At 38.5% G+C, this 25,117-nt stretch carries 23 protein-coding genes; 5 read left to right on the forward strand and 18 right to left on the reverse strand.

Annotation, left to right across the window (positions count from 1 at the left end):
- Positions 1-123: 123 nt before the first annotated feature.
- The 3 genes from ACOXY8_RS13430 to ACOXY8_RS13440 are packed head-to-tail and all read right to left on the reverse strand — an operon-like array spanning position 124 to position 3,395.
- Positions 124-1,923 (reverse strand): acyl-CoA dehydrogenase, encoded by a 1,800-nt coding sequence (locus ACOXY8_RS13430; protein ID WP_458332120.1) that lies wholly within the window; start codon positions 1,921-1,923, stop codon positions 124-126.
- A 3-nt stretch (positions 1,924-1,926) separates the two neighbouring features.
- Positions 1,927-2,898 (reverse strand): zinc-dependent alcohol dehydrogenase family protein, encoded by a 972-nt coding sequence (locus tag ACOXY8_RS13435; protein ID WP_458332229.1) that lies wholly within the window; start codon positions 2,896-2,898, stop codon positions 1,927-1,929.
- 41 nt (positions 2,899-2,939) lie between these two features.
- Complete coding sequence (locus tag ACOXY8_RS13440) at positions 2,940-3,395, reverse strand: MaoC family dehydratase (RefSeq protein ID WP_458332121.1); 456 nt, start codon at positions 3,393-3,395, stop codon at positions 2,940-2,942.
- A 110-nt stretch (positions 3,396-3,505) separates the two neighbouring features.
- On the opposite strand from ACOXY8_RS13440, the gene ACOXY8_RS13445 reads away from it, so the two are divergent.
- From ACOXY8_RS13445 to ACOXY8_RS13465, 5 genes are read left to right on the forward strand one after another with little or no spacing between them, the layout of a single operon-like run.
- Positions 3,506-4,273, forward strand: coding sequence for a glucose 1-dehydrogenase (locus tag ACOXY8_RS13445; protein WP_458332122.1), 768 nt, complete (start codon positions 3,506-3,508; stop codon positions 4,271-4,273).
- 9 nt (positions 4,274-4,282) lie between these two features.
- Positions 4,283-5,494 carry an acyl-CoA dehydrogenase family protein gene (locus tag ACOXY8_RS13450; RefSeq protein ID WP_458332123.1) on the forward strand — a complete coding sequence of 404 codons (1,212 nt, stop codon included), beginning with the start codon at positions 4,283-4,285 and terminating at the stop codon, positions 5,492-5,494.
- Positions 5,491-6,546, forward strand: a complete 1,056-nt coding sequence (locus ACOXY8_RS13455; protein ID WP_458332124.1) for a phosphotransferase family protein — start codon at positions 5,491-5,493, stop codon at positions 6,544-6,546. The genes ACOXY8_RS13450 and ACOXY8_RS13455 overlap by 4 nt, the downstream gene beginning before the upstream one ends.
- Positions 6,547-6,570: 24 nt before the next feature.
- A complete protein-coding gene (locus tag ACOXY8_RS13460; protein WP_458332125.1) occupies positions 6,571-7,479 on the forward strand; it encodes a 3-hydroxyacyl-CoA dehydrogenase NAD-binding domain-containing protein in 909 nt (302 codons plus the stop codon).
- 15 nt (positions 7,480-7,494) lie between these two features.
- A complete protein-coding gene (locus ACOXY8_RS13465) occupies positions 7,495-7,986 on the forward strand; it encodes a GNAT family N-acetyltransferase (RefSeq protein WP_458332126.1) in 492 nt (163 codons plus the stop codon).
- A gap of 291 nt (positions 7,987-8,277) precedes the next feature.
- Here ACOXY8_RS13465 and ACOXY8_RS13470 read toward each other — a convergent pair whose 3' ends face one another.
- The 15 genes from ACOXY8_RS13470 to ACOXY8_RS13540 form a co-directional block, all read right to left on the reverse strand.
- Positions 8,278-8,829 carry a 1-acyl-sn-glycerol-3-phosphate acyltransferase gene (locus tag ACOXY8_RS13470; protein WP_458332127.1) on the reverse strand — a complete coding sequence of 184 codons (552 nt, stop codon included), beginning with the start codon at positions 8,827-8,829 and terminating at the stop codon, positions 8,278-8,280.
- 34 nt (positions 8,830-8,863) lie between these two features.
- Positions 8,864-10,882 (reverse strand): urocanate hydratase, encoded by a 2,019-nt coding sequence (locus ACOXY8_RS13475; protein WP_458332128.1) that lies wholly within the window; start codon positions 10,880-10,882, stop codon positions 8,864-8,866.
- Positions 10,883-10,908: 26 nt separating this feature from the next.
- Positions 10,909-11,703, reverse strand: coding sequence for a patatin-like phospholipase family protein (locus tag ACOXY8_RS13480; RefSeq protein ID WP_458332129.1), 795 nt, complete (start codon positions 11,701-11,703; stop codon positions 10,909-10,911).
- Between the two features lie 34 nt (positions 11,704-11,737).
- Entirely contained in the window at positions 11,738-12,583 is an 846-nt protein-coding gene (locus tag ACOXY8_RS13485; RefSeq protein ID WP_458332130.1) for an MBL fold metallo-hydrolase, read from the reverse strand.
- Positions 12,584-13,058: 475 nt separating this feature from the next.
- The gene (locus ACOXY8_RS13490) at positions 13,059-15,665 is read right to left on the reverse strand and encodes an ABC transporter permease (RefSeq protein ID WP_458332131.1); all 2,607 of its coding nucleotides are present in this window, start codon (positions 15,663-15,665) and stop codon (positions 13,059-13,061) included.
- Positions 15,666-15,742: 77 nt separating this feature from the next.
- On the reverse strand, positions 15,743-16,087 hold the full coding sequence (locus tag ACOXY8_RS13495; protein WP_458332132.1) for a PadR family transcriptional regulator: 345 nt from the start codon (positions 16,085-16,087) through the stop codon (positions 15,743-15,745).
- A gap of 623 nt (positions 16,088-16,710) precedes the next feature.
- Positions 16,711-17,571 carry a helix-turn-helix domain-containing protein gene (locus ACOXY8_RS13500; protein ID WP_458332133.1) on the reverse strand — a complete coding sequence of 287 codons (861 nt, stop codon included), beginning with the start codon at positions 17,569-17,571 and terminating at the stop codon, positions 16,711-16,713.
- A 61-nt stretch (positions 17,572-17,632) separates the two neighbouring features.
- Positions 17,633-18,121, reverse strand: a complete 489-nt coding sequence (locus ACOXY8_RS13505) for a hypothetical protein (protein ID WP_458332134.1) — start codon at positions 18,119-18,121, stop codon at positions 17,633-17,635.
- Positions 18,122-18,130: 9 nt separating this feature from the next.
- A complete protein-coding gene (locus tag ACOXY8_RS13510) occupies positions 18,131-18,568 on the reverse strand; it encodes an SRPBCC domain-containing protein (RefSeq protein WP_458332135.1) in 438 nt (145 codons plus the stop codon).
- Positions 18,568-19,392, reverse strand: a complete 825-nt coding sequence (locus ACOXY8_RS13515) for an SDR family oxidoreductase (RefSeq protein ID WP_458332136.1) — start codon at positions 19,390-19,392, stop codon at positions 18,568-18,570. Before ACOXY8_RS13515 ends, ACOXY8_RS13510 begins: the two co-directional genes overlap by 1 nt.
- Positions 19,393-20,247: 855 nt before the next feature.
- Positions 20,248-21,747 (reverse strand): S41 family peptidase, encoded by a 1,500-nt coding sequence (locus tag ACOXY8_RS13520; protein WP_458332137.1) that lies wholly within the window; start codon positions 21,745-21,747, stop codon positions 20,248-20,250.
- Positions 21,748-22,052: 305 nt separating this feature from the next.
- Entirely contained in the window at positions 22,053-22,505 is a 453-nt protein-coding gene (gene tnpA / locus ACOXY8_RS13525; RefSeq protein WP_458332138.1) for an IS200/IS605 family transposase, read from the reverse strand.
- 816 nt (positions 22,506-23,321) lie between these two features.
- Positions 23,322-23,876, reverse strand: a complete 555-nt coding sequence (locus ACOXY8_RS13530; RefSeq protein WP_458332139.1) for a DNA-3-methyladenine glycosylase I — start codon at positions 23,874-23,876, stop codon at positions 23,322-23,324.
- A gap of 7 nt (positions 23,877-23,883) precedes the next feature.
- On the reverse strand, positions 23,884-24,201 hold the full coding sequence (locus ACOXY8_RS13535) for a nuclear transport factor 2 family protein (RefSeq protein ID WP_458332140.1): 318 nt from the start codon (positions 24,199-24,201) through the stop codon (positions 23,884-23,886).
- A 19-nt stretch (positions 24,202-24,220) separates the two neighbouring features.
- A complete protein-coding gene (locus ACOXY8_RS13540) occupies positions 24,221-25,012 on the reverse strand; it encodes an SDR family oxidoreductase (protein ID WP_458332141.1) in 792 nt (263 codons plus the stop codon).
- Between the last annotated feature and the right edge of the window lie 105 nt (positions 25,013-25,117).

A 25,117-nucleotide genomic window follows, 5' to 3' on the forward strand; every position in this document is an offset into this window, starting at 1 on the left:
TAAGCGTGATTTTATCCTCTAATATACTATTTAATATATTGATATACAATGTTTAGTGACCTAAATGAGTAACCCTAAAACGCTTTCAGCTTATTGATATTACAATCTCCCAAAAACACCAATTTATACTATTTCATTTGATAGTATCTGTGTAGTAACGCGTGAATTGCTCATCAATCTCTTTTTTAAGCCCTCAATCTTAACCAACTCATATTCAAAGAAATATTCCAATGCATGTAGTTTCGATTTATAAAACTTTTTATCAGTATCATATTCAACATTTGGCAAAGCAGCCAAAGCAACATTAGCTTGCGCCAGCCATTGCCAAGCAATCACCATAATACCCGTGAACTCCAAATACAGACTTGCATCTGCCAAGAACTCATCCGGACCTTCGCTTTCAGCTATTTTGAATAAATGCCTAGTTACTACTTGAAAATCCTTTAGCGATATTTGAAATTGCTGCACAAATTCATTTAGCTCTGAATATCCTCCCGCTTTCTTCAAACAGTCGGTAATCTCAGCCATCAAAAGTTCAAGAGCTTTCCCATCCTTTAGACGTACTTTTCTACCCAACAAATCCATCCCGTGTATGGCTGTGGTACCTTCATGGATCGGATGAATTCTCATTTCTCGATAATATTGCTCTACAGGAAAATCTTGCAGATAACCCGCTCCACCTAAAATTTGAACTGCCGCACTCGTGGTAAGGCAGCCCATTTCAGAAGGATAACTTTTGGCAATTGGCGTTAAAAAATCAAGCAATAAACCCGCATTTTCCTTTTCTTCTCCAATAGCAGCAAAATGCAAGTCGGACAATTTGGAACAGTATAAAAGCAAACTCAAAGAGCCTTCAATCACCGATTTCTGGAACAGCAGTAATCTACGAATATCAGCATGCTCTATGATATTAACTGGCGCTTGGGTAAGGTCTTTATTAGATGGTTTTCTGCCTTGAGGACGCTCATTGGCATATTGCAAACTGGCATAATAAGCTGCTGAGGCAATACTTGCTGCACTCATTCCTACGGCAATTCTGGCTTCATTCATCATCTGGAACATATAGATCAAGCCTCTATGCTCCTCACCTACCAGCCACCCTTGGCAATCGTCATTTTCGCCAAACATCAAATGCGCAATGGGTGCTCCTTTATAACCCATTTTGTGATAAACTCCTGCAGTCTGCACATCGTTGCTCTCAAGTTTCCCATTCACCTCTCGCTTTTGTGGAACTACAAACAGCGAAATTCCTTTCACTCCAGCTGGTGCTCCTTTGATCCGTGCCAACAGCAAATGTACCACATTTTCTACCGCATCATGATCGCCACAAGAAATGTAGATCTTCTGCCCTTTTATTTTGTAACTCCCATCGGCTTGCGGATAAGCTGTGGTAATAATATCGGACAATGAACTGCCCGCTTGTGGCTCGGTAAGTGCCATCGTTCCCTGCCATTTGGCTGAAAAGAGCTTGGGAACGAATCGATCTTGCAATTCCTTAGAACCAAAATGACGAATGAGATTGGCTGCTCCTGATGATAGAAATGGATAAACACTCGCCGAATAATTGGCTGCTCCCAATATAAAACTTGCAGCAGAGCCAATCACAAATGGCAATTGCTGTCCACCTTCTTCGAATGTAGCATGGCTCGAAACCCAACCTCCATCACCGTACAGTTCCATTATCCGCTTCATGGCTGGATGCACCTTGATTTGCCCATTTTCAATTTCAGGCTGATTACGATCCATCTCAGTCAGATACGGCCATAGTTCCTTTTCAGCCAATTGATCTGCCATATCCAGCACCATTTTCATGGTTTCCCTGCTATGATCTTGATAATATGGCAATTTGCAAACGCTGGCAGCATTGTGCATTTCGAATAACAAAAAGGAAAGATTTCGGCTGCTGTAATATTGGTTGGGCATTTTCTATTCCGTTAAAATGATTTTGCCTGTGCGGCCTTCTCGCTCATAATGAGCCAAAGCTTCTTTGATTTTAGAAAGTGGATAAGTAGCCTCAATATCAAGTTTTAAATCGCTTGATGCCAAGCCACCTAGCACTTCTGTAAAGGCTTTTTCTCTTTGCTCCTTACTTAAACTTTCCAAATAAGTAGTCAGCCAGAATCCTTTGATAGTGAGATTCTTGAAAATCATCAAACCACTATTGAGCGGGAGGTTTTCTAGACTTAATAAGCCGAAAACATGCATTGTACCACCTGTTGCCAAGGAAGCTAAAGCACGCGCACCGAGTGTACCGCCTACCGCATCAAATACCGCATTTACGCCTTTTCCATCTGTAAGAGCCAATACGGATTTTTGCATTTTTTCAGTTTCTGTATTGACTACATGCGTAGCTCCAATTGCTGTGAGCATTTCCTTTTGCTCTTCTCTTCTGACGGTTGCAATGGTTTTAATGCCTTTTTTAGCAGCCAATTGAATCACCAATTTACCATAAGCCGAAGCTCCAGCAGTAATCAAAAGCCAATCGCCACTTTTCAGACCGGAAACCTCCAACATTCCATAAGCTGTAAATGGATTGACAAAAGCTTGGCAGGCAAATTCAAAACTCATAGGCTTTGGCTTTGGGATAATTCCCTTCGCCTTAGTTACTACATATTCCTTCCACACACCGATATGTGAGAAAATCACTTCCATGCCAATAGGAAGATTTACACCTTCGCCTACTGCATCAATAATTCCCGCAGCTTCGAAACCCGCCGAAGACGGCAATTGTGGAGTAATACCGTACATTCCTCTAATAAACATAATGTCAGAGGGGTTGATATTGGCAGCTTTCACTTTGACTCTCACTTCACCTGCAGCAGGTTCCACATTTGGCACATCTATATATTCCACTACCTCATTTGGTTGACCTGTTTTCTCAAAAATTGCTGCTTTCATCATTTTAATTATTAATTAATGTACCGATTTAGAAAATTCATTTATTCGAAGAAAAGAACTATAAACTCTCCCACCAAAGCAGGCTTGTGAATTCCTTCTATCTCCATTTTACAATCAAAAGTTACTTTCACTCCATAGTTTGCAACATCTTCAAACACTGTTGGACTCGAATGTAATCGTATTCTTGATCCGGATGGAACTACAGATGTAAATCGAAGTCTGTTGAGCCCATAATTCACACCCATTTTCAGCGATTTGATTTCTACTTGATCGAGCAATAGTTTTGATAGCAATGAAAGTGTTAAAAATCCATGGGCAATCGTACCACCAAATGGTGATTCTACATTGGCTCGTTTTTCATCTATATGCACCCATTGCGTATCGCTAGTGACAGCGGCGAATGCATTAATCATTTCTTGATCTACCAACAGCCATTCGCTTGGCTCTAGTTGCTCTCCCTCCCGCTTTCTTAATGAGGCAATTGAATCGTAAATCATGGCATATTTTATTTGGCAACTTTTATCAAAGACAAACAAATTTAACCAAATATATTATGCATGCATAACAAATTTTACATAACTTAAGCTTTCAAAACAAATTAACAAGAATGCAATTCATCGATAAATTCAAACTAGATGGCAAAGTGGCCATCGTTACAGGTGCCAGCAAAGGAATTGGCGAAGCAATGGCAGAAGCATTAGCCGAAGCTGGAGCGAAAGTAGTGGTTTCAAGTCGAAAGCAAGAAGCTATAGATGAAGTAGTAGCAAACTTGAAAGCCAAAGGCTACGAGGCCACAGCGATTGTGTGTAATGTAGGCAAACAGGAAAGCATGCAAGAATTGATCGATAAAACCATAGCCACTTATGGCGGCGTTGATATCCTGATCAATAATGCCGCTGCCAACCCGGTTTTTGGACCTGTGGCACAGACTGAATCTTGGGCTTTTGATAAGATAATGGAAGTGAATGTGAAAGGTCCATTCGAGCTGAGTAAACTTGTATATGAGTCTATGAAATCTCGCGGTGGTGGTAGCATTATCAATATCAGCAGCATTGGCGGAATTCGCCCTGAGTCGGGATTGGGCATTTACAGTGTAAGTAAAGCTTCATTGATTTCGCTCACAAAAGTATTTGCCAAAGAATGGGGCGAGGACAATATCAGGGTGAATGTGATTTGCCCGGGATTGGTCAAAACCAAGTTTTCTGAAGCACTTTGGAGCAATGAGAAAATTGTGAATATGATGATGAAAATGCAGCCGCTAAAATGGGTAGCAGAGCCGGAAGATATGGGTGGATTGGCATTGTTCCTCGCAAGTGATGCAAGCAGATATGTGACAGGTGCTGTATATACAGCCGATGGTGGTTTTACAGTATAATTCAGAAATATGGAACCCTTATTTAGCACCGAAAAAGTTGAAAAACTGCTGCCAGCCATCAAGCAATTTTTGGAAGAAAAAGTATATCCTAATGAAATTGATTGGCTTAATAAAGACTTAAAAGAGTCATTTAAGGCCATTGATCAATTGCGGGAGGAAGTAAAAGCTAGAGGACTATGGGCACCGCATTTAGCTGAGCATGAAGGTGGCTTGGGATTGAATTTAGTTGAATTTGCTCAAGTGAGTGAATTGCTCGGTACTTCTCCTGTTGGCCATTATCTGTTCAATTGCCAAGCACCGGATATTGGCAATATGGAATTGCTTCATCAGTTTGCAAGTGAGGAACTTAAAGCCAAATATCTAAAGCCATTGATGAATGGTGAAATCCGTTCTTGCTTCTCTATGACTGAGCCTGAGTTTGCCGGTTCCAATCCGGTATTTATGGCCACTACTGCTGTAAAAGATGGCGATGACTACATTATCAATGGGCATAAATGGTTTACCTCATCAGCGGATGGAGCTGCCTTTGCCGTGGTGATGGCTGTAACCGATTCTGAGCACAGCAATCCCTATCAGCGAGCAAGTATGATCATCGTTTCAACAGATAATCCCGGATTCGAACTGGTACGCAATATTCCTATAATGGGAGAAGCAGGCTACGGCTATATCAGCCATGCAGAAGTGAAATACACTAATTGCCGTGTACCACAAAGCAATCTGGTAGGCAAAGAAGGACAAGGGTTCGCCTTGGCGCAGGAACGATTAGGACCAGGCAGAATTCACCATTGTATGCGATGGATTGGTATATGTGAGCGAGCCTTCGATTTGATGTGTCGTAGAGCAGCCTCCCGCCTTTTGGATGCCGATGTTTATCTTGGAGACAAGCAATTTGTTCAAGGTTGGATAGCAGACAGTAGAGCAGAAATAAATGCATCCAGACTAATGGTTTTGCATACAGCTTGGAAAATGGATAAGCTAGGTGCCAAAGCTGTCAGAGAAGAAATTTCTACCATCAAATTCTACGTAGCCAATGTACTACATCAAGTACTCGACCGTGCCATTCAAGCACATGGAGCATTGGGCATTACGGAAGACACGCTATTGTCATTTTGGTACCGTCACGAAAGAGGCGCTAGGATTTATGATGGTCCGGACGAAGTGCATAAAAGTGTGCTTGCCAGAAGGATATTGAAAGATTATGGATTAGATTTGAGAAGATGAGCATAGACAAACCCACCTCAATTCGTAAAGGAGAAGAACTAGACAAAATTAAATTAAAAGCCTATTTAAAAGCACATTGGTCGAACTTCAGTGGGAATCTAAGTATTGAGCAATTTCCTTCTGGCTTTTCTAACCTTACTTATTTTATCATTTGCGATGGCAAAGAGTACGTACTTCGTCGCCCGCCATTTGGAGCTAATATCAAAGGTGGACATGATATGGAGCGGGAATACAAAGTACTTTCCCGTCTGCAAAACGGCTACCCGAAAGCACCAAAACCTATTCTATTTTGTGAGGATGAATCTGTTCTGGGAGCGCCGTTTTACTTAATGGAAAAGGTTACAGGCATTATTCTAAGAAATGAGGCTCCAAAGGATTTGAAACTAGATGAGGAGCTGATGCGAAAAATATCTGCTTCGAGCATTGATACTTTGGTCGAACTGCATGCCTTAGAATTGGAAGGGAGCGGTTTGATTGAAATGGGCAAACCGGAAGGCTACGTAAAAAGGCAAGTAGAAGGCTGGGTAAATCGCTACTACAAAGCAGAAACAGACAAACTGGAAGCCATGGACGAAATAGCAGATTGGTTGCAAAAGAATATCCCAAATCAAGAGCAAACGGCTTTTATTCATAATGATTTTAAGTATGATAATTTGGTGCTCAACCCAAGTGACCCTGCCAATGTGATAGCTGTACTGGATTGGGAAATGGCCACTGTGGGCGATCCGTACATGGATTTGGGCACAAGCTTGGCCTATTGGTGCGAAGCAAAAGATGATGATGCCTTAAAGCCATTTAATCTCACGTGGATGCCCGGGAATTTTACGCGGGAGGAAGTAGTGGAACATTACCAGCTTAAGTCTGGAAAAGATGTTCCTGATCTATTATTTTACTATGTATTTGGAGCCTTTAAAATCGGTGTAATTGTGCAGCAGATTTATGCTCGCTACAAAAAAGGCTTCACTAAAGATCCACGTTTTGCACAATTGATTTATGTGGTAAAGGCTTGTGGCAAAAATGGTGTTAAAGCATTGGAAAAAGGACATATTTAATTAATAGTCAAAACATTAAGCTACATGGATAATCAAGAACTTGAACTCAAGAATATACAAAAGGTGCTTATACTCGGCGCTGGCACTTTAGGACTTAGAGTAGGTTTGCAATCTGCCATTAGTGGATTCAATACTACCATTTATGATATTGACGAAAGAGCCTTCGAAGCGGCCAAACAGGTACATGCTAAGATTTTGCATGGCCTTATAAATGAAGGTAAAATCAACCAAAAAGAATCCGAGGCAATTGTCGAAAGAATCACTTGGACGACAGATGCAGAAGAAGCCGCCAAGGATGCTGATTTTGTGAATGAATCCGTGACCGAAAATGCAGGAATCAAAAAGGCAGTTTGGAAACAATTTGGGGAGCTCTGCCCTGATCATACTCTATTTACAACCAACACAAGTTATCTACTCCCATCCTATTTTGCTGAGGATTCCGGAAGACCTGCCCTTTTTTGTGCGTTTCATTTTCACGACGTATTTTGGGCTAATGTGGTAGATATCATGCCGCATGCAGGCACCGCAGAATGGGTGACCCCTTTCCTATATGAAATGGCATATAAGCTTAATCAAATACCCGTTTTGGTCAAGAAGGAATCCAATGGCTATGTATTCAATAATATGCTGGGAGCATTATTAGGTTCGGCTTTTCAATTGGTAACTACTGGCGTGGCAAGTATCCAAGATGTGGATCGCTCATGGATGGGAAATTTCAAAATGCCTTCAGGGCCATTTGGGATCATGGATAGTATTGGTTTGGAAACGGTGCACCATGTGACTAAAAACAATGGCGGACCAGGTTCGGATAGGACTTTAGCCTTTTTGCAACCTTATTTGGATACAGGAAAATTAGGGATTAAATCCGGTGAAGGTTTTTACAAATACCCAAACCCTGAGTATCAGCAAGAAGATTTTCTTTTGAAAAAATAAAGCTTCACTACAAATATGGAATTGGAATCCTCCCGCCTTGTCTTTAGCAAATTTGCTAAACAAGATGAACCTGACTATTTACACTTAGTCACCAATAAGGAATTAATGAAGTTTATTCATAATGGCGCAATGTCTGAATTGGATGCAAAAGCGAGATTTGAAGTGGTAGTGGCAAATAATCAAAATTCTCCTTTATTGGGTTTTTGGGCAGCGCGAAGCAGAGAAAGTGATGCCTTAATTGGTTTTGTGAAAATCGCTGAATTTGAAGGTGATAAAGTGGAAGTTGGATATGCAGTAATTCCCACTTTTTGGGGGAAAGGATATGCATCAGAAATGCTGCAAGCAATGATTGATTTTTGTAATTATCATTTCGCACAAGTACCATTGTATGGATTGGTGCAGTCTGAAAATTTAGTTTCCATCAAATTACTTGAGAAATTCAAATTCCATCAATACAAAGAAGAAAAGCAGGAGCATTATACTTTGCTTTATTTTGTGCGGGATTAAGCTGACTTATAAAATAATAAAGGGAGAAACTTAAACGCAAAGAACGCCATGGGAAGACGCTGAGTGCGCAAAGAAGAAACCTAAAGCTTTGCGTCTTACCGCCTTTGCGAGATATTCTTTACCATGGACTTAAAAACTAAAAACACCTTGCCCACCCCTAGTTCAAGCCTGTCCTCGGTAGGCGGGCGTCCGCTTGGATTTTTTAAATTATTCTCGCCAAGCCGCCAGGACGCAAAGAAAATATAAAGCTTTGCGTCTTACCGCCTTTGGGAGATATTCCGTTGCTATGGACTAAAAAACACCTTGATCTGGGTTCTTACCTTTTATTCCTCTAAAGTAGGACTTCATCTCTTCGATATCCTTATCCAAATCACCCGATACATATTGCGGGGGAGCAACTTTCACTTGTTTATTCTCAAAATCAAAAGCACATTTCACAATCGGGACATTAGCTTTTTGAGCAACGTAGTAAAAACCCGTTTTCCATTTATCCACCCGCTTTCTTGTACCTTCGGGAGTGATAGTAATACTGAATGTTTCTTTACTATTAAACAGATCCACAATAGCATCAGTCATACTGCTATTTTTTCCTCTATCTACAGGATACCCGCCCATCGATCTGAAAAACCAAGCTAAAGGAGCGAACTTAAACAACTCCTTTTTCGCTAAATATTTAGAATCAATTCCACCGATTTTTCTAGCTGCCACCCCTATAGGATAATCCCAATAACTCGTATGTGGAGCAACGATAATGATAAATTTGGGCGTTTCCGCTCCAGGAAATTTTCCTACTATTTTCCAGCCTAAAAGCTTAAAGAAAAATACACAAATAGCTTGAAACATCGAATCTTTTTGTATGCCTAAGTACTAAGAATAATTAATATAAAATCCTATCTATCAACGCACTGTCTACCAAATTAGGTAATGTTACTTGCAAGGATTTTGTTCTCTCCATTTCCCGTTTTATCGCAAAAATAGCTTCTTCATTTCGAGCCCAACTTCTCCGTGCTATACCATTGTTCACATCATAGAAAAGCATGCTCTCTATATTCTTTTCGGCTTTTTTGGTACCATCCAATAGCATCCCAAAACCGCCATTGATAACCTCACCCCAGCCTACGCCGCCGCCATTGTGAATACTCACCCAAGTGGCTCCTCGGAATGAATCGCCAATAACATTATGAATAGCCATATCGGCTGTGAACTTACTGCCATCGTAGATATTACTCGTTTCGCGATAGGGCGAATCCGTACCACTTACATCGTGATGATCTCTACCGAGAACAACAGGTCCAATTTTCTTTTCCTTAATGGCCTTATTGAAAGCTTTTGCAATTTCGATACGACCTTCTGCATCGGCATATAGAATGCGAGCTTGCGAGCCTACCACCAATTTATTCTTTTTGGCTCGCTTTATCCAATTGATATTATCGTCCAATTGTCCAAGAATTTCTTTGGGCGCATTCCGACGAATTTTTGACAATACTTTAGCCGCCAACATATCCGTATAATCCAAATCTTCAGCCTTGCCACTTGTACACACCCAGCGAAAAGGGCCAAATCCATAATCAAAACAAATAGGACCCAAAATATCCTGCACGTAGGATGGATAACGGAAATTCACCTTGTCATCGGCCAGTACATCCGCTCCTGCCCTACTTGCTTCAAGCAAAAAGGCATTACCATAATCGAAGAAATAGGTGCCTCTAGCAGCGTGCTTATTGATAATGTTTGCATGCTTTCGAAGGGAATCCTTCACCTTATCCATAAATTTTCGTGGGCGCTCTGCCATCATGCGGTTGCTTTCCTCGAAGCTTAAACCAACCGGATAATATCCTCCCGCAAAGGGATTGTGAAGTGAGGTCTGATCAGAACCAATTTCCACGAAAATATTCTCCTTATAGAATGTTTCCCATACATCCACCACATTTCCCAAATAGGCAATAGAGAGCACTTTCTTATTTTCCTTGGCTGATTTTACCAAGTTGACCAATTCTCCTAAATCCTCTACCAACACATCTACCCAGCCTTGCTCATGGCGTTTTCTCGCCGCTTTAGGATTGACTTCGGCCACTACTGATACACAGCCGGCAATATTACCGGCTTTGGGCTGGGCTCCACTCATGCCGCCCAAACCTGAAGAGAGGAATAATTTGCCGGCAAAATCATCACTTCCTCCCGCTATTTTTCTCAAAGCATTCATCACTGTGATGGTAGTGCCATGCACAATTCCTTGCGGACCAATATACATGTAGGAACCGGCTGTCATTTGCCCATATTGGGTGACTCCTAAGGCATTATATTTTTCATAATCATCCGGCTTCGAATAGTTTGGAATCATCATTCCATTAGTCACCACCACTCTGGGTGCTTTCTTCGAGGACGGAAAAAGTCCCATTGGATGCCCAGAATAAATATGCAGGGTTTGATCCTCCCGCATTTCACTGAGGTATTTCATGGTGAGGCGATATTGTGCCCAATTCTGAAAAACCGCTCCATTGCCGCCATAGGTGATTAATTCTTGCGGATGCTGCGCCACAGCTGGATCCAAATTGTTTTGAATCATCAACATGATAGCCGCTGCTTCCTTACATTTTGCCGGATAGTCTTTGATTTTTCTAGCGGAAATTGGATTGTCAGGCATCAGGCGATACATATAAATCCGTCCGTGCAAGGTCAATTCTTCTGCAAATTCCTTGGCTAAAACATCGTGTTGTTCTGCGGGGAAATATCTTAAAGCATTGGTAATGGCCAACTTCTTTTCATCCTTATTCAGGATATCCTTGCGCTTGGGAGCATGACTCACACTTGGATCGGGAAATTTGGCGGGAGGTAAAACAGCAGGAATTCCTGCTTTCAATTCATCTTTAAAACTCAATATTTTCTCTGTTTCCATAGCAGCAATCTGTAAAGGCTTATAAGCTATGAAACCTTTTTGTTTTTTGAATGATTTTCGACCAAAGAAATTAATGCCGAGTCATTGGCCAGTGCATGTTTTGTGTGTTCATAACCAATTTTAAAAATTTCTTTTGCATGCTGCACATCGAAGGCACTATGCCTGTATATCTCTGTTGGTTCTAGCAATACCTGACAATATCTAGCTCTATCGTAAGCATTGTAATTGATTGCCATAAGCAATACTCTTTCCAGCAAATCCCTGAAATTCTTTAAGTTATAATCTGGACTCACCTTATTGGTATTTACACCAATAATAAAGTCACATTGCTCTTGCAATGGCTCTGCTGGCAAGTTGTTTAGCACGCCGCCATCTACATAAAATTCACCTTCAATCTCCACAGGGTCGAAAATAACGGGAATACAAGAGGATGCCATTACCGACTTGATCAAATCACCACTATTGAAAAAAACCGTTTTACCTCTTTTCAAATCCGTCGCCGCTACTGTCAAGGGTATTTTCAATTTGGCGAAATCATTATGCGGGAGGTATTTTCGGTAAATGGTTTCTGCAGGAGTCATTTTCAGAATACCCGTTTTGCTGATTGCAGGTCGGATAAGTCTAAAAAAACTGGTGGAAATAATGATGTTTAGCACTTCCTCAGGGTCATAGCCATTAGCATAAAGTGCACCGGCAATAGCACCAGCACTTGTACCGGATATAGCACTAATCTCAATTCCTGCTTCGTCCAATGCTTTGAGCACACCAAGATGGGCAATTCCTCTTGCGCCTCCACCTGAAAGTGCTATTCCTATTTTCATCGATTATTGGGGTAAATGCTTATGTTCAGAATAGTTAAAGAATTTCTCGCAAAGCGAAGGTTTGATCTACTCTTACGCCTTTTTCAGTCATCTTCACTGTGCAACATTCATGCGCCGCATCATGTTCAAAATACAAGATATAGTTCTTTTCCGCTGCTTCATTCAGGAAGGCTTCTTTTTCTTCCAAAGTAAGCAAAGGCCGCGTATCATAACCCATTACAAAAGGTACAGGTAAATGCCCAACAGAAGGCAATAAATCCGCTACAAATACGATTGTTCTACCCTTATACTTAATCTTAGGCAGCATTTGCTTATCTGTATGCCCATTTACATAGATTAATTCGAATGGCATTTCAGCAGGTTTATTTCCATTCAAAAAATGTAAATGACCGCTCTCTTGCATGGGTAGAATATTCTCCTTGAGAAAACTAGCTTGCTCTCTCCTATTTGGTTTAGTCGCCCATTCCCAATGTTCGGCATTTGACCAATATTTAGCATTCGGGAAAGCCATTTCTACTTTCGCCGGATCGTTGTTTTTGTATTGCACACCCCCACCGCAATGATCGAAATGCAAATGGGTGAAAAACATATCTGTAATATCCTCCCGCTTAAATCCTGCATTTGCTAGCGATTTATCCAGACTATCATCTCCATGAAGGTAATAGTGACTAAAGAATTTTGCATCCTGCTTATTGCCAATACCATTGTCTATCAGTATGAGTCTATCTCCATCTTCCATCAATAAGCAACGCATTGCCCAAGTACACATATTATTCTCATCAGCGGGATTGGTTCTTTGCCATAAAGATTTAGGCACCACACCAAACATTGCTCCGCCATCTAACTTAAATAAGCCTGTATTGATTACATATAAATTCATAAACTAAAATTAGGAATGATTTGCTAGCTGGCAAAGATGTATTTACAATTATCAATAATGGGTAATGGAATAAATATTAATTGAAGTAATTGAAATGTGAAAAAGTTTTGTCCACATTTAGGATTGTAGAGACAAGGTATGCCCTGTCTCTACTAGGAGGAGTTGAAGAGATAAATGATATTGGTTTTGGAGTCTTAATTTTTTCTGCTGTAGGTTTTATTAGATTCTACTAACCTAAATAAAAATCTCAAATCTAGAGAAATACTCTTATGTTGACTCATAAAAAACTAGTGATTGCCATATTCCAAATAATAACATAACACGATTGAAAAGTAGCCGAATTATGATCCATTTGAATAGTTTTTTTCGGCTTATCTACACTGAAACAATTTCATAATCAAATCGGAAAATTGCCTAAAGAAATGATAGCATCATTTTGAATCATGAAACTAGAAAATAGTTATACATAGCTTTGCTACTCACTCCTCAAGCTTGTCGCAGGATTTGCCATAGCTGCTTTTACTGAGCGATAGCCAATTGTAAGCAATACAACAACTAGAATAATAGCAAGTTCTAAGGCGAATACCCAAATTCCTAATTCAATCTGATAGGCAAAGCCGGTCAACCAACGTGACATCAGCACCCAGCCAACAGGGGCTGCGATAAGAAATGCATACAGTACCAATCTAGAGAATTCTTTTCCGAAAATCCAAAGTATCTGAAACATATCACTACCCAATACTTTCCGAATACCTATTTCCTTGGTTTTTTGAACAGCCATAAAAGAAGCAAGACCATACAAACCCATACCACCTATGAACAAAGCGATAATAGAAAAATATTGGATCAAGGTCATGATCATTTGTTCCTGTTCATAGAATTTTGCGATATGATCGTCTAAAAATTCATATTGATATAGTTGATCTGGATACATAGTGCTCCAGGTTTTCTCGAGTGCTTTGAGCGTGGAGCTAAGATCAGCCGTATTGATTTTGACGGCAAAGCCGTTATATGTCTCTTTGGCTGTGGTGATAAAAATAGGTTTGATTTCTGAATGGAAAGATTGCTCATGAAAATCACTCACAACTCCTACAATCTGTCCTTTCCAACGACCCCCATTCACAGCAATATGATTTCCTAAAATTTCGTTCGGATCAGTAATTCCAAGTTTTGTCAACACCATCTCATTAACCAAAAAATCCCTAGCCGTATCAGAAGGTGTCACATTCCTACCTGCCAACAGTTCAATATCGAAAGTCTGCAAGTAGTTTTCATCGGCATTCTTTACACTGATACCAAAAGCTTCCGCTTCGGTGTTGTTGTTATAGATCAGAGATGTAGTCCAATGACTGGAGGATGCTGGAGTAGATAGACAAAGCGAGACGCTCTGTACCTGAGGTAATGCCAAAAACTGTTCTTTGAGCGTATTCATTTTTTGATCATTGGATCCAACGTCAATCATGACTATTCCATCGGAATTGAACCCCATGTCGGTCTGGGTAAAATACTTCATTTGAGAAATCATTACCAATAGCGCAATTAAGAGTACCTGTGAAATACTAAATTGGGTAATCACTAATCCCCTCCGAATATTAAAACTATTGCCTTGTTGACCTTTCGTGCTGCCTTTCAATGCCGAAACGACTTTGAATCCTGAAAGCACTATTCCAGGATAAGCGCCTGCCATTAATGTCACTGTTAAAAACAACAATAATAGAAATATAGGTACCTGAAAGTTTTCAAACAGCTCTATTGATATTTGGGTGTTGAAAAAAGTATTGATATAAGGCAATACCAAAAACGCAGTAGTTGTAGCCAATATCATGGCGAACAAAACAATTAAGCCAGTTTCGGTGGTAAATTGCCAGAACAATTGCCCCCTGGTACTTCCCAATGCTTTCCTGACACCTACTTCTTTGGCACGGGTTGCTGCTTGGGCAGTGGCAAGGTTGATAAAGTTAAGACAGGCAGTAAACACCAGCAATCCTCCAATCACAGATAGCAGCCAAATGGTAGTTTTGTCCATAGTACCACCGTACCTCGGGTCATAGTGTACCTCTGCAAGTGGCTGTAATTTATAATGATGTACATTCTTATTTGTAGGTCTGAATTTCTTAACATATTCAGGTAGCACTTTCTCTACGTCCGATGGACTAACTCCTGGTCTTAACCTGACAAATGTCTGAAGATTGTCAGTGATTCCTCCCCATGTATCTGAGGCAATCCATTCGTTGATCTCCTTCATCGTACTATAGGAAAAATAGATCTCCGAATAGAAATTCGTGTTACTGGGAATATTTTGTAAGATACCTGTTACTTTTAGATCGATTTTGTTATCATACCGGATTACCTTTCCGATGGGAGAATCATCGCCAAAAAACTTTTTGGCAATTCTATCACTCAAAATCACAGTATTGGGTTCTTTAAGCGCATTTTCATGACTTCCTTCCAACATAGGAAAATTGAAAATATCAAAGAGTTCAGGATCTGCTACCGCAATAGCTTCCAGGTATTTGCTGGTTTGTCCATCCTTTTCAATCGTAATCAATTCATCAGTATGGCTCAGAATTCGGGCTATCTTTTCTCCATAAGTATAATCTTCCTTAAATGCATTCCCAAAGCCAGGAGGAACACTTCCCGAGTAATCGATCATATCCTGGTGCTCATCCGTCACAAACCTGTATATCCGGTCAGGATGGTGGTGAAAATCGTCGAAAGCGCTGTGGTAGGAAACGAAAGCAAAAATCAACAAGGCACATGCAATGCCCAATGCAAGTCCGGTAACATTGATTATGGTGTAAAGTTTCTTGCCAGTGATGTTTCTCCAGGCAATTTTGAAGTTGCTTCGATACATTGTATTGATGGTTAAGTTTTCAAATCCTTTTATTGGTCTAATGATTCCGGGACGCAATAGCAATAGCACGTCTTTAGAAAATTTGGCATCTGCCTTCATCTTCCCAATCTCCCTGAGCCTTTCACTATAGAGCTCCATCAGGTCGCCTTCTATGGAATCCATCAAATCTGGATGGCAAAACCACCGGAAGAATCGGAGGGGAAGTTTTGGAGGATGAGGTTGGGGCATTTTGTTTTAGATAGTTGATTATGAATTATCGTTTTCCAGTACACAGTAGATAGCTGTTAACTAAATACTTGCAAACCTTAGATTCCCATATATTTCTCTTTTAAGGCGATTTTAGGAATGGCATTCCAAAGCTCTTCTCGAGTGGTTTTGTTGTATTCCAATGCTTTTTTGCCCAAAGCAGTGATCTGAAAGAATTTTTTGGGTCTTCCTGCCCTTTCCTCGGTAGCTTCTCCTTTTCTTGAGGAGAGATAGCCTTTCTCTTCCAACCGTTTGAGTGCTGTCTGTAATGCACCCACGCTGACACTTCGAGCCAAACGATCTTCAATTTCCTTTTTGATGGAAACCCCATAAGCCCCATCATACAAGATGCCAACGGTCAGCATAACTACTTCTTCGAATTCTCCCAACTGGTATTTTCTCATATGCCAGATATTTTTTCCTATTTGTAGTAATAATCTTGCCAAAAAAAAACTGCGTAATTAGCCTGTATAATGCTTTTGGATTTACTGCATTGTTCGAATCAGCACAAAATCGTCCGATTCTGGGATCGTTTTTAAATTTTGTTTTCTTTTGAAAACCAACTGAAACTTCTCTCTGTGCGAAAATAGAGATCTATAAGAAAATCCTTTAGATAGGTTAAATTCATAGATTTCAGCTTTCCGCAATTTGGTTATTTGAAAAAATTACCACTTTAATTTTGATAAAAAACAGATGATTAATATCAAACCTTACAGGAAAACACACTCACTGAAATAGCAAAAACAGAAGATGAGTTGGTTTGATTTTGGCCTCACTCTTTTGATAAAATTCACAATAAGGTTCTGAAAAATACACCGTTTAGTAATGCCTTAACAAAATACCTTACTCTTAACAATGAGGGAATTTAGGTTTTTAGATTGTTACATCATCAATTATATGTGCAATAACGGATTTCAAGAAGATGGCTTACAAATCCTCCCGCTACAATAGCTATTGGAAGAAAAAATCCTGAATTGAGGATTAAAACATGCATTAAATTTTACAATATTAGCTAGAGGATTATCTTTCAATTCAGACTCCTATAGGTCTTTGGACTTATGCCTGTTTTTGATTTGAATAATTTGCTGAAGTGATTAGGATAGTCAAAACCTAATTCATAAGCTATTTCATTTATGTTATCATTAGAATTTAATAAAAGTGCTTTTGCCTTTTCTACCAAAGCCAAATCAATATGTTCTTTAGCACTTTTCCCTGTTTCTATTTTTAGTAAATCACTCAAATAATAAGGTGATAGGTTCAAGGCTTCACCACAATCTGCAACAGTTGGCATTCCTTTTTCAACTAAACCGGTTTGCATATAGTTAGTTAAAAATTGTTCGAACTGAATTAAAATACCTTTATTTTGAGTCTTTCTCGTAATAAATTGTCTGCTATAATAGCGCTGACAATATTTTAAAAGTGATTCAATATTGATCGCAATAATCTCATTTGTATGAGTATCTATTCGTTGATTGTACTCATCTTCTATTTTATAAATGATTGAGGTAAGCGACTGATTTTCTTCGTTTGATAAGTGCAATGCTTCATGTTCCTCGTAATTGAAAAATGGGTACTGACGTATACTGTTAAATAGATTCATGCTATGCACAAAATCGACATGTACTACTAAAGTCCATTCATCTTCTGCTTCTGAAAAATCTGTGGAGCTGGATGAAAAAACTTGATTTGCAGAGATGAAAACCATCGAACCTTCTTGAAAATCATATTGATTCCGTCCATATTTTAAGATAGATTTTTGATTTCCTTTAAGGGAAATAAGATACATATCCAAGATAAACCTTTGCTCCGTAAATTTTTTATCAATCTTAAAATCTGAATGCCTAACTACCGAAACTAAGGGGTGCTTAGGTTTTGCCAAACCAAACAATTGGTGTAACTCTGGTATAGTTTTAATGTGTATGACAGGCTGGTTCATTCGAAGAAGGAATTTAAAGTTGCTGTAAAGTTTTCAAATAGATTTTCAAGCGTAAATGTAGAATAGTGTCAAAAAAATATGCCACAAAGAAAAATCCAGCAAAACCAATACTCATTCCTTTATAAAGTGGATGGTTAAGCAAAAATGCAAATAATAAAGATCCCAAAAGTAAACTCACCCAGAGTATTCTTATCATACGATAAACTAGATCATCTTTTCGTGATTTTTTCAGCTGCATTTCAAGAGCTGATTGAGGTCTTTGAATATAGACTTGTTCAACCTTTACAATATATTTTGGTCTCATCACCAACTGATAACTGCTGTATCCCAGCAGTACTATTTCAAGTATGACAAAGGGTATAATCATTCCTTTATAAAAAGGATGTTGAAAATCAGCAAAGTTTAAAAAGGCAATCCCAATTAGAAAACCAATGACAAGACCGATTTTACCTTGCAAAACTTCGCCTTTTACCCATCGGGTTGTAAGTTCAATAACTTCCACTCCAATTGATTATTTTGTCTCTACTTGAAGTTTCAATTCTTGATTGAAAGCATCATAGCCTTTCTTCATTTGCTTTTCAAGTATCCCTTTCAACAAGAAACTTGCTCCGCCCGAAACACTGTCTGTTTGAGTGAATTTTGTCTGTCTCGGTGAAATCGCTTCTAGCTTGTACAGATGGTAGTCTTTCATTCCCAGCAGAAAAACGCCTGTCCAGCCAAATGATCTGCCTTCCTTAAAATGAAATAGGTGCTTCTTCAGCTTTTGAATACCCATTGGTGTTTTAAATTCAATCTCAATATAGCTGTTTTGGCGAAAGGCTCCTTTCAAATTAATAAACGAATGACTCCACTTTTTCAAGTTTTCAAAGTCGGTCAATACCTGCCACACTTTTTCAATCGGGGCATCAATAACGATTGATGCCTCGACAGATTGTTTATTATTATTCATTACAGATCATTGGGGTTTACCGTCAAGAAATCATTCTTTTTGGCTCTCCATGCCTGCTCTTGTGTGGCTTTTATCCAAGGGATAATGGCTTCAGGAATCACATTTCTAAACAATGAGTTTTCCTCTTCGGCCACACGTATCATTGCATCTATCATCATTTGCGGATCCAATTGTTGCGATAGAGCGGCCGGATTTGTAAATGCTTGAATGATTTCCATTTTAGATAAAGACTCTGCTGGGTTCCACCATTTCAGAAATGTTTCTGCTCCTCTATCATTAAAACCTGTCCCGAAAACTCCTGGGTTTACAGTACAGATTTCAATACCAGTACCTGCTAATTCATCTTTTAACCCTTCTACTAATCCTTCTAAAGCGTGCTTAGTAGCAGTATAAACTGCGGCAAAAGGAACCGTAACTAAACCACCCATTGAAGATGTGAAAATCACTTTTCCAGAACCACGCTTAACCATTTGCGGAAGGAAGCCTCGTGCCATTTCTAAATTGGCAAAAACATTCACTTCAAAGTTTCTTCGTATGTTTTCAAATGGTATTTCAGCTACGGGTCCGGTTTCCATAACCCCGGCGTTATTCATTAATACATCTATGTCTTTCTGAAAAATAAATTGACGGTCACTTTCTTTGGTGATATCTAAAACGATGACCTCCAGATTTATACCTTCCTTTTTCGCTTCATCCAGCAAAACTGATTTTTGAGGTTCAATTTGCACGCTGGCAATTACATGATGTCCTTTCTTTGCCAGCCCAAAAGCAGCTCCTTTTCCAAAGCCTGAGCCCGCTCCAGTAATTAAAATTTTCTTACTCATCTGTAGTATATTTATGTTATTGATAATACTACAAAGGTGAAGGTCAGCGAACCTTTAAAAAGATACAAATTATAGGTAAACGGATAGATTTTGATGATTTAAGTTTCTCCCAATTTAGATAACAGTATTGACTGGGTGTAGCTATGTGGTTTAGTACTTAAATTTGTAATTGCAAGGTCAGTAATCTGACATAAGTATAGAGGATTCTTCTACGTTGGCGCGACCAGATTCCTGTTCTGGTTAATTAAAGGTTCTGGTGGAATCCTTCATTACTCTGTATCCATAATTAGCCCCAATATGAACTTGTTTTCCTAAGTGGGAAAATTGGATATTAGGCACATCGAGAAGGTTTGAATGTAAAACGTATGTGTAAGTCGAGTCTAAACTTTTATAATCATCTCCAAACCATCGATCATATGTTGTTTTGTCCTAATCTGTTGCATACGAAAAAATAGGATTGGCACCAGTACCTTGAATAAAAACCACTAGATGGCTTAGTTTTGATTTGTTATCCTTTAAAAAATAGACTATTGTGTCATTATCGCTCACAATTTGTTCTTGAATAAAAATCATATCTCTCAAGAGCATTGTGGATAATTGAGTTATCATTTATTTGGGCTACGCAAATTGAGGTAATAAAAGTGAGTAAAGCAGTGATAAATATTTTCATTGAATTAATCTTTTTAACACACATATTATTGATTTTGACTCAAAATGATTGTCAATAGATAATAGCATTGTTGTGCGGGTTTAGAAGCGCCTTTCCTTCGGATCAACTATGAATTTGACTACACAATTCATTTAAATTTAGCTCTTTAGCCAGCACTAAACGTACATGATATTACGCATTTTTTACTATTCGGCTAGTATTAAGCTTCTTAATTTCTCAAGTTGTGTATCTGATTTCCACAATATTTGATAGAGGTCTCTCTCAATCTTTATATCAGGTTCGGTTCCATAGCCATCAAGGATTTTTCCGTCTTTTTGAAAGGAAACCATTGTACTTATTTTACCAAACAGCTTAGAATTTGGTAAATCAAACCACTCGCTGTTGCCACTAGAACCATCTGTTGTTACTCCAACAATTTGCACGTTGGGAATTCCTTTGAAAACAGAAACGAAAACTGATGCTGCACTAAAAGTCTTTTCGTTAGCTAAAATATATATAGGTTTATTGTAGTAAAAGGATGGTTCTGCCAATTCCTTTCCATCCATAAGCCCGAAATAATACTCACTATATTTTTTTCTGTCTAATTCATGCATTGGTTTAAAGGTTTTCAGAAATTCTGTCACCCTCTTTTGTTTTCTGAGGTCTAATTCTGAAAAGGAAAACAAAAACCTGGAATTTAAACTTTCTCTGTATTCCACTGGTAATGGAAGCGGGCCTCTTTGTCTGGTTACATTTACTACATAAATAGAATCAGGATGAATAAGATATTTGGCAAATTCATACATTAAATCACGAGTTCCTCCACCATTACTTCTTACATCAATTATCAATGCTTTGCTATTGTTTTGAATAGACTGCATAAATAAATTGAGCTTTTCAAAAAGAAGAGGAGCTTCTTCCTTATTGGCCATTTCAGGAAGCCTTATGTAAGCAATATCATCTTTTATACTAAAGAGGTTATCAATTATCTCAGGTTTATTAAAGTCTTCATCTTTTACTCCAATATACTCTCGTTCAAATTGCTCATCCCAAGGGCGTAGTCTTTTTGACCTATCAATTACAGGAACTATTAAAACCGTATCATTTTGAAGTCTGGCATCAGAAAGTCTTAATTCAATCTCTTTAGGTAGTGGTTTATCAAGAAGTATGTAATTTTTTTGAATATCTCGAATATCTCTAACAGCCATTGTGAAATACGTTTCTTTAGGTGCTTTTGTATCCTCAGGACTTGTTTTTTTAAGGAAGTCATTAATATCAATTCCGTCAATTTCTTTGAGATAAGGGAATTTAGGGTGAAGTATTTTATAATCTTCATTTTGGTCTAAATCCAAAACAACAACTTTATCCTTTTCCGGCGCATAAACAAATGGTAAAAAAAGAGTTTCATTTAAGTCAAAACCCCTAATTGTTGTTAAAGAAGAATGTCTGTCACCAATTTTAGCTAAAGCTTTGGTAATAAATAAACCAAAATCCTTAAGTCGTGTGGAATCGCTTATGGTTTTGGGATAATCTTTAAAATCGTTATTGAAGTTATATCCATTCAAATAAACATAAGAAGATTTTTCATTTAAGGTTTTTGTCAGAAATTCGATGTCTTCGTTTATTTCCTTTTTTGTTAGTAAATTATTCTGCGCGTGTGAGGTCACAGCGTATAGACTGAATAGAATTGTAATTAGGATTTTCAATTGTATTTATTAAACTAATTTTAAACAAATAGTACTATTCAAAGTTAAACGGTGGAGATATTATTTTGGTTTTCATTTACTATCTATTTTTAGTTGGTATTGAGGCTATCGATAAGAGTCTTTCCTTTCCCTTAACCAATTGGATGCTTCTTTTATTTCTCACCGTTGGTGCTTATAGTTATTCATTTTGATAAGATATTTCTGAGAGCAACAGTATTTAGCACCGACGATGCACCAGCATTAACATAGCCAAAAGGGCTGTGAAAAAATGCGAACCCTAATTCTAAAGCATCAAAGGTGCACAATCAATCCCACAGATATCGCTCATCATATTCCACACTATACTTATCTAAAAATGCCAAATATTCCTCCTGGAAAGTTTTTTTCTCATGATGCTCCGCCTGATTCTCTATATACCGTCTCACAACATCAATTTCAGATGGGTTGACTGAAAAACTACCATAACCTCTCTGCCAATAAAAATTTTGATATTTTTTGCCTTTGGTCTTTATCCATTTGGAGGAATGTGATTTGACTTCTTCAATAAACTTCATCAAAGTAACTTTTCGAGACAAAACACATAGAATATGGATATGGTCTCTATAGCCACCAATTTTCACAGGTTTAAAATCTAACTTTTTACAAACACCCCCAATGTATTGAAATAGTTCATCTTCAATTGCTTCATCAATAAATGGATACCTCCTCTTCGTACTAAAGGTGATATGGCTGTAATTATAAGCTATTGATTGTGGCATTTTAATTAGCTATGTGTTAATTCCTTTAAGCTTATCAATATCGTAATTAGCCTCTTAATAGATTTTGAATAAGCTATTTTGATTTTTCAGTGAATTGATGCGGTTTTTGTTTGAGCAATTCATGACGCACTACTTATACATATATATACTCTATTTCGAAGGAAGTAATATTGCTTTTTTTCTTTCTTTGATTATAAATATAGAAAATTTTAAGAAAATAACATATACCAAGCCTTGCTAAAAAAATTCACTTGGATATTTCTTTATTTCGCACCGTTGGTGCTTAACTATATTATTCTCGTTGCCTTGAGCGGATGCTCAAGGCTAATGATTATGCGCCGTTGGCGCTTATGGTTTCTAATTTTTATAAATGTTTCTATCGGCAATAGAATTTAGCACCAACGGTGCGCCACCGCTAACATAGCCTGAAAGGGCTATGAAAATTCATCACATCACTGCCCAGCACCAAAGGTGCGAAATATCCCTTGGCTCTTGAGATTAATTCATTCTTTTGCTAATACATAAAGGATTTCGCACCGTTGGTGCTTTGTTATATTATTCCCGTTTCCTTGAGCGATGCTCAAGGCTAATGATTTTGCGCCGTTGGCGCTTATGGTTACCTATTTTGATAAGTGTTTCTATCGGCAATAGAATTTAGCACCAAGGGTGCGCCAGCATTCACATAGCCTGAAAGGGCTGTGAAAATTCATCACATCACAAACCAGCACCAAAGGTGCGAAATATCCCTTGGCTCTTGAGATTAAGCCGTGCCCCATCATTAACATAGCCTACAGGGGCCATTGAGCAGTAGTATTTTTATTTATTCAACCACATAGGCTTAAGCTTAAGTGTTTTTTGATGGATAGGACAATGTTCAGAGTGGGCTCCTGGCAAATAACCTATGCTCATCAAAAATTCACTTACAATCTCCCCTCCTGTAAATCGAAATGTCTTTTTGAACAGTTTGACCCATTCTTCCTTTGTTTTAGGGTGATGCTCCATCAACCAGTTTTCAAATGAACCAAACTCATTTTGTAATACAAGAATCTTGTTTGCATTTTCAATCGCTGCATTAACTTTTAGTTTATTACGAATAATACCTGCATCATTCAATAGTCGTTCACGGTCTACTTCTGTAAAAGCTGCCACTTTCTTGATATTGAAATTACTATAGGCCTTTCTGAAAGAGGCTTCCTTCTTTAGAATAGTTTCCCAACTCAAACCTGCTTGATTGATCTCCATCAATAGCCGCCCAAACAATTCATTGTCATCGTGAATCGGAAAACCATAGTGATTGTCATGGTAATTTTTGTGCAACGCCCTTTTTTCATCAGATTGCATTGCCTCTATAGCGGTACAATAACTCATCATAAAATTCTTAACCTGTTATTCTTAATGATTGAATAAGTCCATCTTTTAACTTTAAGTGATAAGTCAGAACAAGAGGACTTCCCGGAAAATTGCCCGAAACTTCAGCTTTTAACATTTCTTCTGTTGCTGAATACTCGATAGGTTTCATCATGGTTTGGTATTCCTCATTAGCCTTTTTAATCCATTGTTGAATTTCTGCTTTTCCCTTATGCGTTTTTCCCTCGTCAATAACGATAGCAGTTTCAGAAAAACAATTTGAGTAAGCCAAGCTATCAAAGTTATTCTGGGCTTGTGCTAGATCTGTAATTACATTCGGTAAGTTCATATTATTCTGTTTTAAATTATTAAATAGTTGGTATTGTTCCTCCATCAATTACATATTCAGTCCCAGTCAAATAATTGGCTCTTGGTGAAACTAAAAAACCAATAAATTCTGCAATTTCTTCCGGTTGCGCAGGCCTGCCGTAAGGTATACCACCCAAAGCATCCATAACATCTTGCGTTGCCTGTTCAATGCTTATATTAGAGCTCTCAGCAATTCGTTCCATCATTGCAATTGCTGAGGTAGTTTTGATCCAACCCGGAGAAACAGTCAGCACACGGATACCTTTGGGAGAAACTTCATTAGAAAGGCTTTTGCTGTAATTGATTAAACCTGCCTTTGCAGCTGCATAAGGTAACGTGGAATCATACAGAGGTAATTTGCCTTGGATAGAGGCAATATGAATTAAAACACCACTTCTCTGCTCTAACATTCGCGGTAAAAAGCCTCTGTCTAGCCTAACAGATGCAAGCAAATTGGTTTGAATACCCAATTCCCAATCTTCATCTGTCAAAACAGCAAAACCTCCACCCTGTGTTTCTGAACCTCCAAGGTTATTTATAAGTATATCTAATTTCTTATATGTGGATAATACTTCATTAACTACTTTTTGTGTCCCTGTGGCTTTACTCAGATCTGCCGAAATGAAATGCCAGTTCTTAGTAGGTTTTTCAGGTGCATTTCTCGCCACAATGATTACTGTTGCGCCTGCGCTTTGAAGTCGTTCAGCAATAGCTCTTCCCGTTCCTTTTGTACCTCCAGTTACCAGTGCTACTTTTCCTGACAACTCATTATTGAAATTAAACTGTTCCATATTTTCTTTATTCAAGGGCAAAATTCCGCTATATAAACAGTTTGTACAAGTACGGAAAATCGAATTGCATAGAGATAAATTATTCCCCTATAGCACATCTTGGAG

This window comes from Peijinzhouia sedimentorum (assembly GCF_049340005.1).
Lineage (GTDB): Bacteria > Bacteroidota > Bacteroidia > Cytophagales > Cyclobacteriaceae > CAXBDP01.